This is a genomic window from Streptomyces sp. F63, from assembly GCF_018070345.1.
Taxonomy (GTDB): domain Bacteria; phylum Actinomycetota; class Actinomycetes; order Streptomycetales; family Streptomycetaceae; genus Streptomyces.
In genome coordinates, this window is record NZ_JAGPXX010000005.1 from 115,216 (window position 1) to 134,077 (window position 18,862).

The following is an 18,862-nucleotide window of genomic DNA, read 5'->3' on the forward strand; positions in this document are numbered from 1 at the left end:
CTCCGGTGGATGGCCGGGGGGCCGGACCGCGGTGCACGCGGCACGGTCCCGTCGCCTGGTCTCCGGCCCGCGCCGGTGCTGTGCGTGTCAGCGAACCTGGTCCACGTCGACGAGGTCGACGCGGATACCGCGGCCGCCGAGGGCGCCCACGACGGTCCGCAGGGCGCGGGCGGTACGGCCGTTCCGGCCGATGACCTTGCCGAGGTCCTCGGGATGCACCCGGACCTCCAGCACCCGGCCCCGGCGCAGATTGCGCGAGGCGACCTGCACGTCGTCGGGGTTGTCGACGATGCCCTTCACGAGGTGCTCGAGGGCCTCCTCGAGCATCATCAGGCCTCGGTGGACTCGGCCGACTTGGCGTCCGCCGGAGCGGCAGCCTCGTCCGCCTTCTTGTCGGACTTCTTGGCCTTCGGGGTGATCGCCTCACCCTTGGGCTCGTCACCGGCGTCCTTGGCGGCGGCCTCGAAGAGGGCGCGCTTGTCGGCCTTGGGCTCGGGGACCTGCATCGGCTCGGGGGCCGGGAGGCCCTTGAACTTCTGCCAGTCGCCGGTGACCCGGAGGATGGCCGCGACCGGCTCGGTCGGCTGCGCGCCGACGCTCAGCCAGTACTGGACGCGCTCGGAGTCGACCTCGATGCGGGAGGGGTTCTGCACCGGGTGGTACAGACCGATCTCCTCGATCGCCCGGCCGTCACGGCGGGTGCGGGAGTCGGCGACGATGATGCGGTAGTGAGGCGACCGGATCTTGCCCAGGCGCTTCAGCTTGATCTTGACTGCCACGGGAGTGGTGTCTCCTGCTCTATGACGTGTTTGAGCATCACGGCCTCCCACGTGGGGTTGCGGGATTCCGAGCGCTCGATGGACGCGTCAGCCGAGGGAGAGAGGGGTCCGGACCGGCTGCCGAGTACTCAACGGCCCATTCTGCCATATCGCGGAGGCGCCGCCGTACGCCCCCGGGCACACCCGCGCGCACCCCGGAGGCCGTCGGCCGGCGGGGCGGGAACGGTCAGGGACGGGGCGGGTACGGCGGCGTCAGGCCGCGGCGGCCGCCTCGGGGATTCTGAACGGCTTGCCGCAGCCGCCACAGACGATCGGGGCCTGGGCCAGCACGGACGGGACGACCCGGACGTTCCGCCCGCAGTCGCACACCGCCTTGACCCGGACTCCGCCCCCGGACGAGCCGTGCCGGGCCGCGGGACCGCGGAAACTGCGGCCGGCGTCCCCCGCCGTGGCGGCGGAGTGCGCCTTCAGCGCGCGGTTCAGCCGCTCGATGGTGGGCCGGTACCGCCGTTTCGCCTCGGGGCTGAGGACGACCAGCGAGAAGCCGCTGCTGGGATGCGGTTCCTCGGAGTGGTCGAGTCCGAGCTCCTCGGCCACCGCCAGGAATCTGCGGTTGTGGTAGCGGCCGGCCCGCGAGGTGTCGCGGATACCGCGGGCGGCGGCGATGCCGTGGACTGCTTCGTGGAGCAGTCGTTCGAAGGAGAGCTCCGCGCCACAGGCGGACGAGGACTCTCCGATGAGGGATTCGGGCGCGGCGAGATCCGGCAGCTCGGGGTGGTGCCGTTGAATGTCGGCCCACGCCTGCGCCAGCTCCGCGGCGAGAACAGGTGGTGTCGTGCTCACGTCGTGAACAACGAGCCGGGGTGCCCCGGTGTTCCGATACCGGGCATCCCAAATATTTTGCACGTACCAGTCAGTACAGCGCCGTTGCGGAGCGACGAGGGCGGGTGCCCCGATCTGCGGAGAAGTCGTGCGGCTCGCAACAACCCGGTACCAAACCTACCCATGCGTAACCCGGCACGCCGTCCGCTCCGTACGCGCCCTCCGGTAGCGGCTGCCCCCGGGCGGCGCCCTCAACGGTCCGCCGGGCCCAAGCGTCGCGCCACCGGTTCCGGCACGACCCCGTCCGCCGCCGGCCGGCCCCGGCGGCGCCCGCGAGCGTACCGGGGCGGCCGCCCGCCACGGTACCGGCCCCCGCCGGCCTCCGCTCCGCCACCCCGGCGCGGCCGCGATGCCGTGCGGTGCCGCGCCCGGAGCGGAAGCGCCCGTCCGTGCCATGGCGGACTCGATACGGCAGTGGCACTCTGAGAAAGGAATCGGTGGTCCCCGGAGACGCCGCGAACGGCCGGCAGCGGCGTGCGCCGGGAGAAGCCACGGCAGCATCGCCGCGCATCCCCGCGGCCCCATGGACACATGGCCCCATGGAACCGTGCAGCGGAGCGGAGCTCTCCAACGAGGGGACGAGTGCGGCTCGACCGGGGGCGGGCAACCACAGGACGGAACTCTCGGCGGATTGGGGCGCTTCGATGACACCCACGCTCGTACAGCGGCACCACCTCTCCCCCACTCCCGCGCCCGCGGGTGCGCGCCTCCGTGCGCGGGACTGGGCCGAGATCCAGGAACGGATGCTGGTGCCGCTCTACGAGGCCGTCCACCAGCGGCTGGAGACGGGGGCCGGGGACCGGGTGCTGGGCATGCGCTGCGGTTCCGGGCTGGCCCTGCTGATGGCGGCAGCCCGCGGAGCCGCCGTGACGGGCACCGACCCGGATCCGCACCGGCTCGCGCTGGCCCGTGAGCGGCTGGCGCCGGATTCGGCGGAGCACCCGCCGGACGGTGCGGCGCGCCTGTACGAGGGCGGGCCGGAGGCGATCGAGGAGGACGGGCGGCCGTTCACCCTGGTGACCGTCTTCGACCCGCAGTCCTGCGCCGACGAGGATCTGGGACCCGCCCTGTCCTCCGCGATCGCGCTCGCCGAGCGCGGCAGTCCGGTGGTGCTCACGGGCTGGGGGCCGCCCGAGCGCTGCGCGACCTCCTCCGTCCTGCGGGTGGCGACCCGGCTGGCCGGCCGCCCGCCCGCACTCGGCCCCGGCTACGGGGACGCCCCGGGCCGGCGGCGGTCGTACGGGCGCGACGCCCTGGAGGAGTCGGCGCACCGGGCCGGGCTGCGGCCGGACGGTTCGGGGCGCGTCTCCTGCCCCTTCGGCTACGCCGACCTGGACAGCGCCGTACGCGGACTCCTCTCCACCGGGCTGTTCGACGAGGCCGTGGCGGCCACGGACGGCGATCAGGTCGCGAAGGAGCTGGCGGAGGCCCTGCACGAGCACCGCCGGCCGGACGGAACGATCTGGATGCCGAACGTCTTCCGCTACCTCGTCGCGCGGATCTGAGGGGAGGGGCGCCCGCGCCCCGATCCCGGCGGCGCGGCGCCCGCGGGCCCGTCAGCGCATGAACTTCTTGAACTCGTCGGGCAGTTCGAAGTCCTGCTGCTCCTGGCTGCCCTGCGGCAGGCCCAGCGGGTTCGCCGCCTGCTGCTCGCGGCGCGCCGCGGCGGCCTGCTCCTCGGCCTTCCGCTTCATCGGGTTGCCGCTGCGGCGCTTGCCCTTGGCCTGCTTCTGCTGCTTCTTCTTCCGGCCGGCGCCGCCGCCCGTGCCCGGCATCCCGGGCATCCCCGGCATGCCGCCGCCCTGGGCCATCCGGGACATCATCTTCCGGGCCTCGAAGAACCGCTCCACCAGGTTCTTCACGGCGCTGACCTCGACGCCGGATCCCCTGGCGATACGGGCCCGGCGGGAGCCGTTGATGATGGTCGGGTCCTGGCGCTCGCCCGGCGTCATCGACTTGATGATCGCGGCGGTGCGGTCCACGTCCCGCTCGTCGAGGTTGTTGATCTGCTCGCGCATCTCGCCCATGCCCGGCAGCATGCCGAGCAGCTTGGAGATGGAGCCCATCTTCCGGACCTGCTCCATCTGGGACAGGAAGTCGTCGAGGGTGAACTCCTTGGGCCCCTTGGCCAGTTTGCCGGCCATCTTCTCGGCCTCGGCCTGGCTGAAGGTCTGCTCGGCCTTCTCGATCAGGCTGAGGACGTCGCCCATGCCGAGGATGCGGGACGCCATGCGGTCCGGGTGGAAGGCGTCGAAGTCGTCGAGCTTCTCGCCGTTGGAGGCGAACATGATCTGGCGGCCGGTGACATGCGCGATGGAGAGCGCCGCGCCGCCGCGCGCGTCTCCGTCGAGCTTGGAGAGCACCACGCCGTCGAAGCCCACACCGTCACGGAACGCCTCGGCGGTGTTCACCGCGTCCTGGCCGATCATCGCGTCGACGACGAAGAGGATCTCGTCCGGGGTGACGGCGTCGCGGATGTCGGCGGCCTGCCGCATCAGCTCCTCGTCGATGCCGAGGCGGCCGGCGGTGTCGACGATCACCACGTCGTGCAGCTTGGCCCTGGCGAACTCGACGGAGTCCCGGGCCACCTTCACCGGGTCGCCGACGCCGTTGCCCGGCTCCGGCGCGTAGACGGCGACGCCCGCGCGCTCGGCCACGACGGAGAGCTGGTTGACGGCGTTCGGGCGCTGGAGGTCACAGGCCACCAGCAGCGGGGTGTGCCCCTGGCCCTTCAGCCAGCGGCCGAGCTTGCCCGCGAGCGTGGTCTTGCCCGCGCCCTGCAGACCGGCGAGCATGATCACGGTGGGCGGGGTCTTGGCGAAACGCAGGCGGCGGGTCTCGCCGCCGAGGATGCCGACGAGCTCCTCGTTGACGATCTTGATGACCTGCTGGGCGGGGTTGAGGGCCTGCGAGACCTCCGCGCCCAGCGCCCGCTCCTTGACCTGCTTGATGAAGGCCCGTACCACGGGCAGCGCGACATCGGCCTCCAGCAGCGCGATGCGGATCTCGCGGGCGGTGACGTCGATGTCCGCCTCGGACAGGCGGCCCTTGCCCCGGAGGTTCTTGAACGTCGCTGCGAGGCGGTCGGAAAGAGTGTCGAACACGGCGGTCGCGAATCCTCGGATCGGTGGGGCGGGCAACTGACCCCCAGGGTATCCGCCCGTTCCCGCTGCGGTCTCCCCCGCTTTCAGTCCAGGGCGTTCTGCACGGCGCGGGCCACCTCCGCGGCCCGGCTCCCGGACAGCGGAGCGCCGTCCGTGCCGGTGAGGTAGAAGGCGTCGACCGCGTTGGATCCCAGGGTGCTGACGTGCGCGCTGCGCAGCCGCACCTTCGCGTCCTCCAGGGCCCGCCCGATGCGGTGCAGCAGGCCGGGGGCGTCCTGGGCGCGCACCTCCAGGACGGTCGCGTGCCGGGAGGCCGCCGGGGCCACCGTCACCCGGGGCGGCGGGGGCCGCACCCCGTGGCGCCGGGGGTGGGCGGCCTCGCGCTCGGCGAGGCGGGCGGCGATGCCGAGGGATCCGTCCAGGGCGCGCAGCAGGTCGGCGCGGAGCCGGGCCGCGTCCGGCAGGGAACCGTACTCGGCGGCCACCCGCCAGCTCAGCAGCAGGACGGGGCCGTCCGCGCCCGCACGGGCGCACTCCGCCGCCGGCTCCAGGAGCCGCAGGTCGGCGGAGCGCACCGTGAGCCGGTGCAGGGCCAGTACGCCCGCCGCCGCCGGCAGCAGGCCGGCGCGTTCGGGTACGGCGATGTGCAGTTCCACCCCGACGGGTTCCGGCTCACCGCCGGGGACGGCCGGGGCCCCCTCCGGTACACCGGGGCTCAGCGTGAGTACCGGGCCTCCGGCGCTCAGTGCTTCCGCGGCGAGCCGCCGCTGCACCGGCGTCGTCCCCGCGGACGTGCCCCCGTCGTCCCGGTGCCGGGGCGGTTCGCCCGCGAGGACGGCCGTCGCACGGCGGACGAGGTCGGCGACCAGCGACGCGCGCCACGCGCTCCACGCGGCCGGACCGGTGGCGAGGGCGTCGGCCTCGGTGAGGGCGTGCAGCAGGCCGAGCGTCTCCGGGCTGCCGACCGCGTCCGCGACCGCCTGGACGGTGGCCGGATCGTCGAGGTCGCGGCGGGTCGCCGTCTCGGCGAGCAGCAGATGGTGGCGGACCAGCGTGGCGACGGTCCCGGTGTCCGCCGTGCCGAAGCCGATCCTGGCGGCGACGTCCCGGGCGATGACCTCGCCGGTGACGGAGTGGTCGCCGGGCCAGCCCTTGCCGATGTCGTGCAGCAGGGCCGCGACCAGCAGCAGGTCCGGGCGGCCGACCCGGCGGCTGAGGGCGCCGGCCCGCACGGCCGTCTCGACGCAGTGCCGGTCGACGGTCCAGCGGTGCACCGCGTTGCGCTGCGGCCGGCAGCGGACCCGCTCCCAGTCGGGCAGCAGCCGCGTGATCAGGCCCTCGGCTTCCAGGGCCTCCCACACCCCCACGGTGGGCGGGCCGCCGCCGAGGAGGGTGACGAACTGCTCGCGGGCCTCGGCGGGCCAGGGCACGGGCAAGGGGCCGGCCGCGGCGGCCAGGCGCCGGACGGCGTGCGGTGAGAGGGGCAGCCCGGCCTGGGCCGCGGCGGCCGCCGCGCGCAGCGGCAGCACCGGGTCCTGCCGGGGGCGGGCGGCACGGGCGAGCACCGCCTCGCCGTCCTGTACGACGACGCCCTCGGCGAGCGGGGTGCGTTCGGCGGCGTCCCCGGACGTTCCGGGGGCGCGGCCGCGGCCCGGCCGGCCGCCGGGGAGCAGTCCGCGCAGCCGGCCGCGGGCCGAGCGGGCCCGCAGCACGCGGCCGACCTCCCGCCAGGTCACCTCGTCGGCGTAGGCCACGGTGCGCGCGGCCTCGTAGACCCGGCGGAGCAGGGCGTCCGCGTCCGCCAGCCCCAGGCCGGCGGCGACCTGGTCCTGCTCCTGGAGGGCGAGCCGGTCGGTGGCACGGCCGGTGGCCAGGTGCAGGGTGTCGCGGGTGTCGAGCAGCCGGGTCCGGGCCTCGGCCAGTCCCTCGCGCGGGGCGTCGGCCAGCCAGGAGGCGGCGACGGCGCGCAGCGCGGTCAGGTCGCGGAGGCCGCCGTGCGCCTCCTTCAGGTCGGGCTCCAGCAGGAACTGCAGTTCACCGTGGCGCCGGGTGCGTTCCTCGCCCAGGGCGCGCAGCTCGGGCAGGCGCTTCGGGGCCTGGTTGCGCCAGTCGGCGAGGACGGCCGTGCGGAGCGCGGTGGTGAGCGAGGGGTCCCCGGCGATGTGCCGGGCGTCCAGCAGTCCGAGCTGGACCCTGAGATCCCCGTGGGCGGTGGTGCGGGCCTGGGCGGGGGTGCGCACGGAGTGGTCGAGGGCGAGCCCGAGGTCCCAGACCGGGTACCAGATGCCGTCGGCGAGGGCTGCCACGGCTGCGGGGTCGGCCGTCTCGTCGTGCAGCAGCAGCAGGTCGAGGTCGCTGCGGGGAGAGAGCTCGCCCCGTCCGTAGCCGCCGACGGCCACCAGGGCGGCGCCGCGCCGGGGAACGCGACGCGGTGCGTGCGCTTGCCCGGTGGGCGGATCCGGGTCCGGGTCCGGGCCCGGGTCGGCCGGTCTGCTGCTCCGGCCGGTGGCGCCGGTGACGCCCGCGGTGAACAGCGCGGCCAGCCAGTCGTCGGTGAGCCGGGCCAGGGCTGTCCGGCGGCCGGGCCCGGCCGGTGCCTCCTGCCGGAGCAGCCGGGTGCGCGCCGCCGCGTAGCCGCCGGGTGGCGGGCCGCCCGCGTCCGCTGTGATGTCGACGCCGTCCGTCACCGGTTCCCCTTGCTGTCGTGCCCTGTGCGGGCCGGTCGTGCGGTGCCGGGTGCCGGGCGGGCCCGCGTCCGTCTCGCGGACCCGCCCGGGGCCTGGCCTAGAGCGCGTCCGGGCCACGCTCTCCGGTGCGCACCCGGACCGCGGTCTCGACGGGGACGCACCACACCTTGCCGTCGCCGATCTTGCCGGTGCGGGAGGCCTTGACGATGACGTCGATCAACTGTTCGGCGTCGCCGTCCTCGACCAGCACCTCGATCCGGACCTTGGGCACCAGGTCGACGGTGTACTCGGCACCGCGGTACACCTCGGTGTGGCCGCGCTGCCGGCCGTAGCCACTGGCCTCGGTGACCGTCAGGCCCTGGACGCCGAAGGCCTGGAGGGCCTCCTTGATCTCGTCCAGCCGGTGCGGCTTCACGACCGCCGTGATGAGCTTCATGCGTCCACCTTCTTGTTCCGCGGCGCCGCCGCGCCCGTCTCCGTGAGGCCCGGCACCGTACTACGGCCGGTGGGCGTGCCCCCCACGGTGCTGAAGTCGTAGCCCGTCTCGGCGTGGAACGCCTGGTCGAGCCCGGAGGTCTCGTCGTCCTCGCTCGCCCGGAAGCCGACCGTCATGTCGACGATCTTCGCCAGCAGCCAGGAGACGACGAAGGAGAAGGCCATGACCGAGAAGGCGCCGATGGCCTGCTTGCCGAGCTGGCTCATGCCGCCCACACCGTCGATGGCGAGGACGCCGACCAGCAGGGTGCCGATGACGCCGCCGACCAGGTGGACACCGACGACGTCGAGGGAGTCGTCGTAGCCCAGCTTGTACTTGAGGCTGACGGCCCACGAGCAGGCGGCACCGGCCACGACCCCGATGAGGATGGCGCCGAGCGCGTTGACGTGGGCGCCGGAGGGCGTGATGGCGACCAGGCCCGCGACCGCTCCGGAGGCGGCGCCCAGCGTGGTGAAGGCGCCGTGCCGGATCCGCTCGTAGGCGAGCCAGCCGAGCATCGCGGCACCGGTGGCGACCTGGGTGTTGAGGGCCATGGTGGCGGCGGTGCCGTTGGCGGCCAGGGCCGAGCCGGCGTTGAAGCCGAACCAGCCGAACCAGAGCAGGGCCGCGCCCAGCATCACCAGGGGCAGGTTGTGCGGCCGCATCGGGTCCTTCTTGAAGCCGATGCGCTTGCCCACCACCAGGACGGCGGCCAGGGCGCCGATGCCCGCGTTGATGTGGACGGCGGTTCCGCCGGCGAAGTCGATGACCTCCAGCTGGAACAGCCAGCCGTCGGCCTGCCACACCCAGTGCGCGACCGGGAAGTAGACCACGGTCACCCAGAGGGCGATGAACAGCGACCAGGCGCTGAACTTCACCCGGTCCGCGAGGGCACCGCTCATCAGGGCGGGGGTGAGCACGGCGAACATCAGCTGGAAGAGGGCGAAGGCGAAGACAGGGATGCCTTCGTCGCCGCCGGTGAGCGTCTCGGTGCTGATACCGGAGAGGCCGATGTGGTCGAGGTTGCCCAGCAGGCCGCTGCCGATGTCGTCACCGAAGGTGAGCGAGTAGCCGTACAGCACCCAGAGGACGCTGACGATGCCGAGCGAGACGAAGGACATCATGAGCATGTTGAGGGCGCTCTTGACCCGCACCATGCCCCCGTAGAAGAAAGCCAGGCCCGGTGTCATCAGCATCACGAGCGCGGCACTGATCAATACGAATGTGGTATCTGCGCCATTCAATGTCGATCTCCTAGAAGCGACGGCCCGTGCGGGATGGAACACGGGTGGGCCGGTTTTCGCCTAGAGATTGGCGCAGCGCCGTTTCCGCCGATGCCGCACGGTGTTTCGGCGCCGTGACGAAGGCCGTGCGCGTGTTACGCGCGGATGAACCGGGGGACGCCGCCGGGGGTGCGGGACGGGCTCGGGCGTCCGCCCCGGGGATGGCCGGAACCCGGCGGTCTGGCCCCCGGGGCGGGCCCGCCGCGGGGGTCAGACCGCCTGCGGAGCCCCGGCGGAATCGGGCAGTTCGACGGCCAGCCGGTCGGTGACCCGGAGGACTTCCGCCACGGAGCCGAATTCACGGGCGGCGTGGTCGACGGTCTTCCGGAGCCGGGTGTGCACGCGCTCGGAGCGGACCCGCCGGGCGACTCCCAGCGCCCGTTCGGCGAGCACCGCCGATTGTTCCGGCTCTCTTTTGAGCAGATGAACGGTGGCCATGCCAATCAGATTGAGCGCATAGGAGCGCCGGTGTTCTGTGTCCTGACCGAAAAGCTCCACGGCTCGCTCCATCAGGGGTTCGGCCAGTGAGGCGTAGGCCGGACTGCGGCCGGCCGCATAGGCCAGATCACGGTAGGAGTGGGCGTTCTCACCGTTCAGTTCGGCCTCGGAGAAGAAGCGGATCCAGTCCGGATCGCCGTCACCCGGGGCCGCCTCGGCGAAGGTCTCCTCGGCCATCCGCACGGCGCGTTTGCACTTGGCGGGGGCTCCCATGTTGGCGTAGGCGCGGGCCTCCATCGCATACAGCATGGCCTGGGTCCGCGCGGTGGAGCAGTCCCGGCTGCCGTACTGCGCGAGATGGACCAGTTCCAGCCCGTCGTCCGGCCGTCCCAGATGGATCATCTGCCGACCCATATTGGCGAGGATGTACGACCCCAGGGGCTTGTCGCCCGCCTCCTTGGCGGCGTGCAGCGCCAGCACGAAGTACTTCTGGGCGGTGGGCTGGAGACCGATGTCATAGCTCATCCAGCCCGCCAGTTCGGCGAGTTCGGCCGCGACACCGAACAGTCTGCGGGCGACGGGCGCCGGATGCGGTTCGTGCAGGAGATCGGTGACCTCGTGCAGCTGGCCGACGACCGCCTTGCGGCGCAGTCCGCCACCGCACTGCGCGTCCCACTGCCGGAACATCCTGGTCGCGGTCTCCAGCAGGTCCAGCTCCGGCCCGGACAGCCCGGCCGGGGCCCGTCCGGAGCGGTCCGCCACCGGCACCGCCGCCTCGGCCGGCCGGCCGGCCGGGGCGGGCACCAGCCAGCGCTGCAGCGGCTCGACGAGGGAGGGGCCCGCGGCCAGCGTCAGGGAGCTGCCGAGGAACCCCCGCCGGGCCAGCATGAGATCACTGCGGGAGAACTCGCTGATCAGCGCGGCCGTGCGGGGCCCGCTCCAGGGCAGGTCCACCACTGATTCCGACGGGGAGGGATGCGGGGTGCGCAGCCCCAGATCCTCGGCCGAGACCACGCAGCCGAAGCGCTCGGAGAACAGCTCGGAGAGGATGCGCGGAATGGGCTCGCGCGGCTGCTCCCCGTCCAGCCAACGGCGCACCCGGGAGGTGTCGGTGCTGATGTGGTGGGCGCCCAGCTGCCGGGCCCTTCGGTTCACCTGGCGGGCGAGTTCGCCCTTGGACCAGCCGCTGCGCAGGAACCACGACCCCAGTGGCTCATTGGGGCTCTTGCCGGCCCGCGTGTCGCTGCCACCGGTGTCCAACTGGAATGCCCCCGTTCTGCCGCTGCCGTGCGAGCGCCGGTCCCGGGAAGCCGCGCGGCCGGCTGTCACCGGCATACCCCAGTACCGACGGATTCAGACGGGATCGGACAGCTTTGGGCGGCTCCCGATCCTTCCGAAGCCGATTGAGCGATCAGAAGATCCCCCGACACGGCGAAAGCCGATGAAACCCGATGGAAGCCGGCCATACCAGCAACCTCCGCCCCATCCACCCGGTCCAGCCCCCGGAAGACCGTGCACACCGACAGTAATCCTACGATCACCTGTGTGACGAGCTGATGCCGGGAAACGCCACCATTCGCCACCCCTTCGAATGAACATCTGTCGCCACCTTCGCGATTCACTTGACAGCGGCAATTCGACAGGGAGGACGGGCAGCCGACCGGGGCCCGCACCTGGCCGGCCGCCACCCGCCGCACGTCACCGAGCCGTATACAGCGCCGACCGCCGCAGCAGACGGCCGTCGAGCGCCTCCTCTGCGTAACCCCTGATTCGAGCGACCCGTTGGAGAGGGCATGGGCTTCACGATCGGCGGCATCCGGGACCTGCGGCCGGGCGCACGGCGCCGCGGCCGCGCGCCGGAGTGCACGGTGGTGGCGGAGTACACCGGCCTCTACGGCTGGGACGTGGTCCCCGGGGCACGCGCCAGGACCGTCCCCGGCGACACCGGCGTCCACTGCTCCTGCGGTGCGCCACGCTGCGCGTCCCCGGGAGCGCACCCCCTCGGCCGCGCCCCGCTGGTACCGGCGGGCTCGACGCTCCGCGAGGTGGCCGGCGCCTGGGAGGGGATGGCCGGTGCGGCCGTACTGCTGCCGGTGGGCCGCTCGTTCGACGTCATCGAGGTCGCCGAGACGGCCGGCCGGCAGGCACTGCTCCGGATGGAGCGGATGGGGCTGCCGCTCGGTCCCGTCGCCGTCACCCCGCACGCCCGGGCCCAGTTCCTCGTGGCGCCGGGCGCCTCCGCCGAACTGCCCGATCTGCTCTACCGCATGGGGTGGGACGGTGCCCGGCTGGATTTGCGCTGCGTGCCCCCGGGGGGCCACATCACCGCGCCACCCTCCGATCTCGCGGGGCTCGGCCCCGTCCGCTGGCTGCGGCCACCGGAGCTCGACACGGCTGTCCGCCCGCCGCACGCCCGGCTCCTGCTGGGCATCCTCGCCTACGTCTGCCACCGCTCGGCCGTCCGCTGAGCCCCGCGGGGCCGGCCCCGGCCGGCGGAACGGGACCGGGCCGCCCTCCCGCCGGGGAGACGGCGCCTTCGCCGTACCCGGCCGGAGAGCGGCCCGTTGCGCCACCCGGGGGCTCGGTCAGTCCCCGATGAGCGCGTCGACGAAGGCCTCCGGCTCGAAGGGCGCCAGGTCGTCGGCCCCTTCCCCGAGGCCCACGAGCTTCACCGGCACTCCCAGCTCGCGCTGCACGGCGACGACGATGCCGCCCTTGGCGGTGCCGTCCAGCTTGGTCAGCACGATCCCCGTGATGTCCACGACCTCGGAGAAGACCCGCGCCTGCACCAGGCCGTTCTGGCCCGTCGTGGCGTCCAGGACCAGCAGCACCTCGTCCAGCGGTCCGTGCTTCTCCACGACCCGTTTGACCTTGCCCAGCTCGTCCATGAGCCCGGCCTTGGTGTGCAGCCGGCCGGCGGTGTCGATGAGGACCACGTCCGCCCCCTCGGCGATGCCCTCCTTGACCGCGTCGAAGGCGACGGACGCCGGGTCGCCGCTCTCGGGTCCGCGCACCGTGCGGGCACCGACCCGCTCGCCCCAGGTCTGCAGCTGGTCGGCGGCGGCGGCCCGGAAGGTGTCGGCCGCGCCGAGCACCACGCTGCGCCCGTCCGCCACCAGGACCCGTGCGAGCTTGCCCGTGGTGGTGGTCTTGCCGGTGCCGTTGACGCCGACGACCATCACGACGGCCGGGGTCTCCAGGCCGCCGTCGGTCTTCACGGACCGGTCGGCCTCCGTGCCGATCAGGGTGAGCAGTTCCTCGCGCAGCAGCGCACGCAGTTCCTCGGGGGTGCGGGTGCCGAGGACCTTCACCCGCTCCCGGAGCCGCTCCACGAGCTCCTGGGTGGGAGCGACGCCGACATCAGCGGTGAGCAGGGTGTCCTCGATCTCCTCCCAGGTGTCCTCGTCGAGGTGCTCCCGGGAGAGCAGGGTGAGCAGGCCCTTGCCCAGGGAGTTCTGCGAGCGGGAGAGCCGGGCGCGCAGCCGTACGAGCCGGCCGGCGGTCGGAGCCGGCACCTCGACGGGCGGGGCCTCCGGCACGGGAGCGGGCGCCGGGGCCTCGGCGACGGTGGCGCCGGCCCCCGGAAGCCCGACCTCTTCGATGGTCCGGCGCTCTTCGGCGGCGGGAGGCCCGGCCTCCTCACCGACACGCGGTTCGGCGGGCGGGGCCGTGATGGTCGGCGCACTCGGCGGCGGGGGAGGCAGCCGCTTCTTCCGGCGGCCGGTCACCACCAGACCGGTGATCGCGCCGATCGCGACCAGGGCGATGACTACAGCAAGGATGACGAATTCCATAACTCCCCCAGTATCGGCCACCGTCCCCTCTCCCGTCCCCGCCGGTCACCGCGCGTCGGCCGCACCCTCCCGGGCCCCGTGTGCGGAGCGCCGGGAGGGAACGCAGCGGAGACAGACCGTTCGAGACCCGTCAGCCCATCTCCTCCAGGGACTTGCCCCTGGTCTCGGGCACCCACTTGAGGACGAACGGAACCGACAGCACGGCGAACACCGTGTAGATCACGTACGCGCCGGAGAGGTTCCAGTCGGACAGGCTCGGGAAGCTCACGGTGATCAGCCAGTTGGCGATCCACTGGGCCGAGGCGGCGATACCGAGCGCCGCGGCACGGATCCGGTTGGGGAACATCTCGCCGAGCAGCACCCAGACCACCACGCCCCAGGACAGGGCGAAGAAGAGCACGAAGGAGTGGGCGGCGACGAGCGCCACCGTGCCCTGCGCGTCCGGCATGGAGATGTCCGCGCCGGTTCCCGTCTTGTGCGAGAACGCCCACGCCGCGAGGCCCAGGGAGAGCGCCATGCCGGCGGATCCCACGAGCAGCAGCGGCTTCCGGCCGAAGCGGTCGACGAAGACCATCGCGATCACCGTGCCGATGATGTTGATGATCGATGTGGTGAAGGAGTACAGGAACGAGCTGGTCGGGTCGATGCCCACGGACTGCCAGAGCGAGGCCGAGTAGTAGAAGATCACGTTGATGCCGACGAGCTGCTGGAAGACCGACAGCCCGATCCCGACCCAGACGATCGGCAGCAGCTTGAAGCGGCCGCCCAGCAGGTCCCTGAAAGTGGACTTGCGGTCGGTGCGCATCGCCTCGTCGATCTCGGAGATCCGCAGGTCGAGGTCGATGTCTGCGCCCTCCACCTCCCGCAGGACCTTTCTGGCCCGCTCCGTCCTGCCCATGGCGACGAGGAAGCGGGGGGACTCCGGGATCGCGAAGGTCAGCAGTCCGTAGAGAACAGCGGGGACGACTTCGGCACCGAGCATCCACTGCCAGGCTTCCAGGCCGGCCAGGCCGCCGCGCTGCTCACCGTCGGCGAAGGCGAGGATGCCGAAGTTCACGAGCTGCGAGGCGGCGATTCCGATGACGATCGCGGCCTGCTGGAAGGAGCCCAGCCGGCCCCGGTAGGCGGGCGGGGCGACCTCGGCGATATAGGCCGGGCCGATGACCGAGGCCATGCCGATGGCCACACCTCCGAGCACCCGCCAGAAGGCGAGGTCCCAGATCGTGAAGGGCAGAGCCGAGCCGATCGCGCTGGCCGTGAAGAACAGGGCGGCGGTCCGCATCACCCGGATCCGGCCGATGCGGTCCGCGATCCGGCCGGCGGCCGCGGCGCCGATGGCACAGCCGATCAGGGCGGCGGCGATCACCTGGGCCAGCAGTTCCGAGCCGACGCCGAACCGGTCGCGGATCGCCACGACCGTGCCGTTGATGACGGAGCTGTCGTAGCCGAAGAGGAAACCGCCCATCGCGGCGGAGGCCGTGATGAAGATGACATGGCCTATGTGTTCCGGGTGGGCTCTGCGGCCTTCGACGATCTGTGGGGTGGACACGTTCTCTCCTGAGCCCGGCGGCGACCCGGGCGTAGGGGGCGGGCCCTCCGGTGGCGCGACACCACGGAGGACAGCACTTGAAGGAAAAATGAACTCAGCCGAGACTATGTGTTCAAGTCCTGAAGTCAAATGGAGTGCCGTTCAGCGGCTTCCCCGCCCGCCCGGAGGCCATGCATGCGCCTCCCGGCCCGAGGACGGACCCGTCCGGCACCGGCCGGAGAGGCGTCAGCGCAGCCGCTGACTGATGACCTTGGAGACCCCGTCGCCCTGCATGGAGACGCCGTAGAGGGCGTCGGCGACCTCCATGGTCCGCTTCTGGTGGGTGATCACGATCAGCTGGGAGCTCTCCTGCAGCTCCTCCATGATCCGGATCAGCCGCTGCAGGTTGGTGTCGTCGAGCGCCGCCTCCACCTCGTCCATGACGTAGAACGGGCTGGGCCGTGCCTTGAAGATGGAGACCAGCATCGCCACGGCGGTCAGCGAGCGTTCACCTCCCGACAGCAGGGAGAGCCGCTTGACCTTCTTACCGGGTGGCCGCGCCTCGACGTCCACGCCGGTCGTCAGCATGTTCTCCGGGTCCGTGAGCAGCAGCCGGCCCTCTCCGCCCGGGAAGAGCCGGGAGAAGACCCCCTCGAACTCGCGGGCGGTGTCGCGGAAGGCCTCGGTGAACACCTGCTCGACTCGCTCATCGACTTCCTTCACGACCTGAAGGAGGTCCGCCCGGGTCTTCTTCAGGTCGTCGAGCTGCTCGGTGAGGAATTTATGCCGTTCCTCCAGCGCGGCGAACTCCTCGAGTGCGAGCGGATTCACCTTGCCGAGCTGCTGGTACGCCCGCTCCGCCGCCTTCAGCCGCTTCTCCTGGGCCGCCCGCGCATAGGGCACCGGACGGTTGCGCGGATCCTCCGGGTCCTCCGGGAGCGTCTCGCCCTCCGCTGGCGGCGAGGGCGGCACGAGCTGGTCCGGCCCGTACTCCGCGATCAGCACATCCGGCTCGACCCCGAGCTCGTCCAGCGACCGGGTCTCCAGCTGCTCGATCCGCAGCCGTTTCTCGGCGCCCAGCACCTCGCCGCGGTGCACGGAGTCGGTCAGCTTGTCCAGTTCGTTCTTGAGGTCCCGGCCCCGGTGGCGCTCGGCGGCCAGGTCCGCCTCACGGCCGGCCTTGGCCCGCTCGGCCGCGCCCCGCTCCTCCTCGGCCCGTACGAGCGACACCTCGACATGGGCCAGCAGTTGCCGCGCACCGTCCGCCACCGCGGCCGCGACCTCCGCCTCGCGCCGCAACCGGGCCCGCAGCCGCTCCGCCCGGGCCCGGGCCTCCCGCTCGGCGCGCGCCCCCCGGTCCAGCGCGTCGGCCCGCCCCGCGAGTCCCTTGACGCGCTCCTCATGGGTACGGACCTGGAGCCGGGCCTCCATCTCGGTCTGCCGGGCGTTCGCACCGTCGGCGGCCAGCCGGTCCCGGGCGGAGGTGTCCGGCTCCTCCTCGGCCCCGTCCGCGAGCGCGGCCTCCTCGGCGGTGAGCAGCCGCTCGGTGAGTTCCTCGGCCTCCCCGGTGGCGCGCCGCAGCGCGTCCTCGGCGCGTTCGACGGCCGCCGAGGCCCGCTCCGCCTCACCCGACGCGGCCCGGGCCTGACCCGCCAGCCGGCCCAGGGACTGCGCGACCGCGGACTTCTCCCGATCGGCGGCGCTCCGCCGGGCCGCCAGTTCCTCGACGAGGGCGGCGCAGGCGGTGCGCCGTTCTCCCGCCCGCCGCTGCTCCCCGGCCAGTTCCTCGCACCGCACGGCCAACTCGGTCAGTTCCGCCGCCGCCTCGTCGACCGACGCCTGCACCTCCAGCAGGCTCGGCGCGCCGGCCGAGCCGCCCTGGGCGAGATGGGTGCCGAGCAGATCTCCCTCGGCGGTGACCGCTGTCAGCCCCGGCTCCGCCGCGACCAGGTCCTCCGCGTCCTCCAGTGTGCCGACCACCACGACCCCGTGCAGCAGCCGGCGCACGGCGGGCAGCAGTGCGGGCGGCCCGCTCACGAGACCGGCGGCGTACCGCTGCCCGGCGGTGAGCGTCCCGTCCGCCGGAGGGTCGGGCTCGGCCCCGGCGCCGGCCGGCAGCAGGGCCGCGCGGCCGGCGTCCGTCTTGCGCAGCAGGCGCAGCGCGTCCGCCGCCGTCGACGGGCCGTCGACGGCCACGGCGTCGGCCGCGGCGCCCAGCGCCGCGGCCACCGGAATCTCGTAGCCGGGCTCGACGGTGAGGAGTTCGGCGGCGGGACCGAGCAGACCCGCCAGCCGATCGCCCGCGGCGAGCAGGGCCCCGGTGCCGTCCTTGCGGCGCAGCCCCATGGCGAGGGCCTCGTGCCGCGCCGCCGTCGCGGCCCGCTTCCGTTCGGCGGCGGTGACGGCCTCCCGAGCGCCGTTCAGCGCCGTCTCCGCGGCGGCCAGCTCGCGTTTCGCGGCTTCGTGGCGGCCGGCCAGCTCGGCGTCGTCCGCGTCGAGACCCTCCACCTCGGCGCGGAGCTGTTCGTACTCCTCCTGGGCGGCGGCGGCCCGCCGCAGGGCCTCGTCCCGGGACTCGGCCAGCCGCCCGATCTCCGCCTGGGCGGCAGCCGCCCGGCTCCGGGCCGCGTTGACCTGCCCGTGGAGCCGGGCCAGGCCCTCCCGCCGGTCGGCGATGGCGCGGGCCGCGTCCTTGAGCCGGCGCTCCTCGCGCGCCAGTTCGCGCTCCAGGTCGGCCCGGTGGGCGACGGTGTCCTCCAGCGCCCGCTCCGCGGCCTCCAGCGCGGCCTCCAACTCCGCCTCCTGCTCGCGGATCCGGGCCGCCTCCCGTTCCATGTCCTCCGGGTCCCGGCCGCGCCGCTCCTCCGCGGGGACGGCGGCGGCGCTCTTGACCCGGGCGTCGGCGAGGCTGACGGTGCCGCGCACCCGCTCGGCGAGCTGGGACAGCTCGTACCAGTTCTGCTGCGCCCGCTGCAGCCTGGGGGCCAGGCGCCGCACCTGGTCCTCCAGCGCGGCCTCGCGCCGCTGCGCCGCGCGCAGCTCGGCCTCGGCCGCGTCCTTGCGCTGTTTGAGAGCCGCCTCGTCGGCGACCTCGGCGCGCAGCGCCTCGCGCAGGGTGACCAGGTCGTCGGCGAGCAGGCGGAGCCGGGCGTCCCGCAGATCCGCCTGGATGACGGCGGCGCGCCGGGCCACGGCCGCCTGCCGGCCGAGGGGTTTGAGCTGCCGGCGCAACTCGTCGGTGAGGTCCTGGACCCGGGCGAGGTTGGCCTGCATCGCGTCCAGTTTCCGCAGCGCTTTCTCCTTGCGCTTGCGGTGCTTGAGAACTCCGGCCGCTTCCTCGATGAACGCCCGGCGGCCCATCGGATCGGCATGCAGAACGGAGTCCAACTGCCCCTGTCCGACGATCACATGCATTTCCCGGCCGATACCGGAGTCGGACAGCAATTCCTGGATGTCGAGCAGCCTGCAGGTGTCCCCGTTGATCTGGTATTCGCTGCCGCCGTTGCGGAACATGATCCGCGTGATCGTCACCTCGGCGTAGTCGATGGGAAGGGCGCCGTCGGCGTTGTCGATCGTGAGGGACACCTCGGCACGGCCCAGCGGGGGGCGGCCGGTGGTGCCGGCAAAGATCACGTCCTCCATCTTTCCGCCGCGCAGCGACTTCGCGCCCTGTTCTCCCATCACCCAGGACAGGGCGTCCACGACATTGGACTTTCCGGAGCCGTTCGGGCCCACCACACAGGTGATGCCCGGCTCGAAACGGAGTGTCGTGGCCGACGCGAAGGATTTGAACCCGCGCAGGGTCAGACTCTTGAGGTGCACGCCGCTGGACTCTACCTTCCGAGGGGCGTACGTCACCCGTTCCCGTACGCCCCGGTTCGCGGCCCCGGCG

Annotated in this window: 13 protein-coding genes; 2 read left to right on the forward strand and 11 right to left on the reverse strand. The window is 73.1% G+C overall.

The genetic code is table 11. From position 1 onward, the window contains the following. Positions 1 to 87: 87 nt before the first annotated feature. The 3 genes from KBZ10_RS07920 to KBZ10_RS07930 all read right to left on the reverse strand — a co-directional run bounded on the left by KBZ10_RS07920 (position 88) and on the right by KBZ10_RS07930 (position 1,622). Positions 88 to 327: an RNA-binding protein gene (locus tag KBZ10_RS07920; protein WP_030544502.1), complete on the reverse strand. Its 240-nt coding sequence runs from the start codon at positions 325 to 327 to the stop codon at positions 88 to 90. Positions 328 to 329: 2 nt separating this feature from the next. Then, positions 330 to 779, reverse strand: coding sequence for a 30S ribosomal protein S16 (gene rpsP, locus KBZ10_RS07925; RefSeq protein ID WP_210986800.1), 450 nt, complete (start codon positions 777 to 779; stop codon positions 330 to 332). A 252-nt stretch (positions 780 to 1,031) separates the two neighbouring features. After that, the gene (locus KBZ10_RS07930) at positions 1,032 to 1,622 is read right to left on the reverse strand and encodes a hypothetical protein (protein ID WP_019709838.1); all 591 of its coding nucleotides are present in this window, start codon (positions 1,620 to 1,622) and stop codon (positions 1,032 to 1,034) included. Positions 1,623 to 2,305: 683 nt separating this feature from the next. Between KBZ10_RS07930 and KBZ10_RS07935 the strand changes: the two genes are divergently transcribed. Then, positions 2,306 to 3,166, forward strand: a complete 861-nt coding sequence (locus KBZ10_RS07935; RefSeq protein WP_210986801.1) for a methyltransferase domain-containing protein — start codon at positions 2,306 to 2,308, stop codon at positions 3,164 to 3,166. Positions 3,167 to 3,217: 51 nt separating this feature from the next. Here KBZ10_RS07935 and ffh read toward each other — a convergent pair whose 3' ends face one another. From ffh to KBZ10_RS07960, 5 genes are all read right to left on the reverse strand, one after another. Further along, entirely contained in the window at positions 3,218 to 4,765 is a 1,548-nt protein-coding gene (ffh, locus tag KBZ10_RS07940) for a signal recognition particle protein (protein WP_210986802.1), read from the reverse strand. Positions 4,766 to 4,848: 83 nt separating this feature from the next. Next, positions 4,849 to 7,452, reverse strand: coding sequence for a [protein-PII] uridylyltransferase (locus KBZ10_RS07945; protein ID WP_307847267.1), 2,604 nt, complete (start codon positions 7,450 to 7,452; stop codon positions 4,849 to 4,851). A gap of 97 nt (positions 7,453 to 7,549) precedes the next feature. Further along, entirely contained in the window at positions 7,550 to 7,888 is a 339-nt protein-coding gene (locus KBZ10_RS07950) for a P-II family nitrogen regulator (protein WP_030544508.1), read from the reverse strand. Then, positions 7,885 to 9,171, reverse strand: a complete 1,287-nt coding sequence (locus KBZ10_RS07955; RefSeq protein ID WP_210986803.1) for an ammonium transporter — start codon at positions 9,169 to 9,171, stop codon at positions 7,885 to 7,887. Before KBZ10_RS07955 ends, KBZ10_RS07950 begins: the two co-directional genes overlap by 4 nt. A gap of 249 nt (positions 9,172 to 9,420) precedes the next feature. Then, positions 9,421 to 10,908 (reverse strand): hypothetical protein, encoded by a 1,488-nt coding sequence (locus KBZ10_RS07960; protein WP_210986919.1) that lies wholly within the window; start codon positions 10,906 to 10,908, stop codon positions 9,421 to 9,423. Between the two features lie 533 nt (positions 10,909 to 11,441). Here KBZ10_RS07960 and KBZ10_RS07965 point away from each other — a divergent pair. Continuing rightward, positions 11,442 to 12,116, forward strand: coding sequence for a bifunctional DNA primase/polymerase (locus tag KBZ10_RS07965; RefSeq protein WP_210986804.1), 675 nt, complete (start codon positions 11,442 to 11,444; stop codon positions 12,114 to 12,116). Between the two features lie 117 nt (positions 12,117 to 12,233). Here KBZ10_RS07965 and ftsY read toward each other — a convergent pair whose 3' ends face one another. The 3 genes from ftsY to smc form a co-directional block, all read right to left on the reverse strand. Continuing rightward, positions 12,234 to 13,442 carry a signal recognition particle-docking protein FtsY gene (gene ftsY, locus KBZ10_RS07970; RefSeq protein ID WP_210986805.1) on the reverse strand — a complete coding sequence of 403 codons (1,209 nt, stop codon included), beginning with the start codon at positions 13,440 to 13,442 and terminating at the stop codon, positions 12,234 to 12,236. Between the two features lie 130 nt (positions 13,443 to 13,572). Beyond that, positions 13,573 to 14,991: a sugar porter family MFS transporter gene (locus tag KBZ10_RS07975; RefSeq protein WP_210986806.1), complete on the reverse strand. Its 1,419-nt coding sequence runs from the start codon at positions 14,989 to 14,991 to the stop codon at positions 13,573 to 13,575. Between the two features lie 225 nt (positions 14,992 to 15,216). After that, positions 15,217 to 18,792, reverse strand: a complete 3,576-nt coding sequence (gene smc / locus KBZ10_RS07980; RefSeq protein ID WP_210986807.1) for a chromosome segregation protein SMC — start codon at positions 18,790 to 18,792, stop codon at positions 15,217 to 15,219. Positions 18,793 to 18,862: the final 70 nt, after the last annotated feature.

Bases quoted from the DNA above. Each gene is read 5' to 3' on its own strand.
- KBZ10_RS07920 (WP_030544502.1), bottom strand. From the start codon at position 327: ATGCTCGAGGAGGCCCTCGAGCACCTCGTGAAGGGCATCGTCGACAAC.
- KBZ10_RS07935 (WP_210986801.1), top strand. From the start codon at position 2,306: ATGACACCCACGCTCGTACAGCGGCACCACCTCTCCCCCACTCCCGCG.
- KBZ10_RS07950 (WP_030544508.1), bottom strand. From the start codon at position 7,888: ATGAAGCTCATCACGGCGGTCGTGAAGCCGCACCGGCTGGACGAGATC.
- KBZ10_RS07965 (WP_210986804.1), top strand. From the start codon at position 11,442: ATGGGCTTCACGATCGGCGGCATCCGGGACCTGCGGCCGGGCGCACGG.
- ftsY (WP_210986805.1), bottom strand. From the start codon at position 13,442: ATGGAATTCGTCATCCTTGCTGTAGTCATCGCCCTGGTCGCGATCGGC.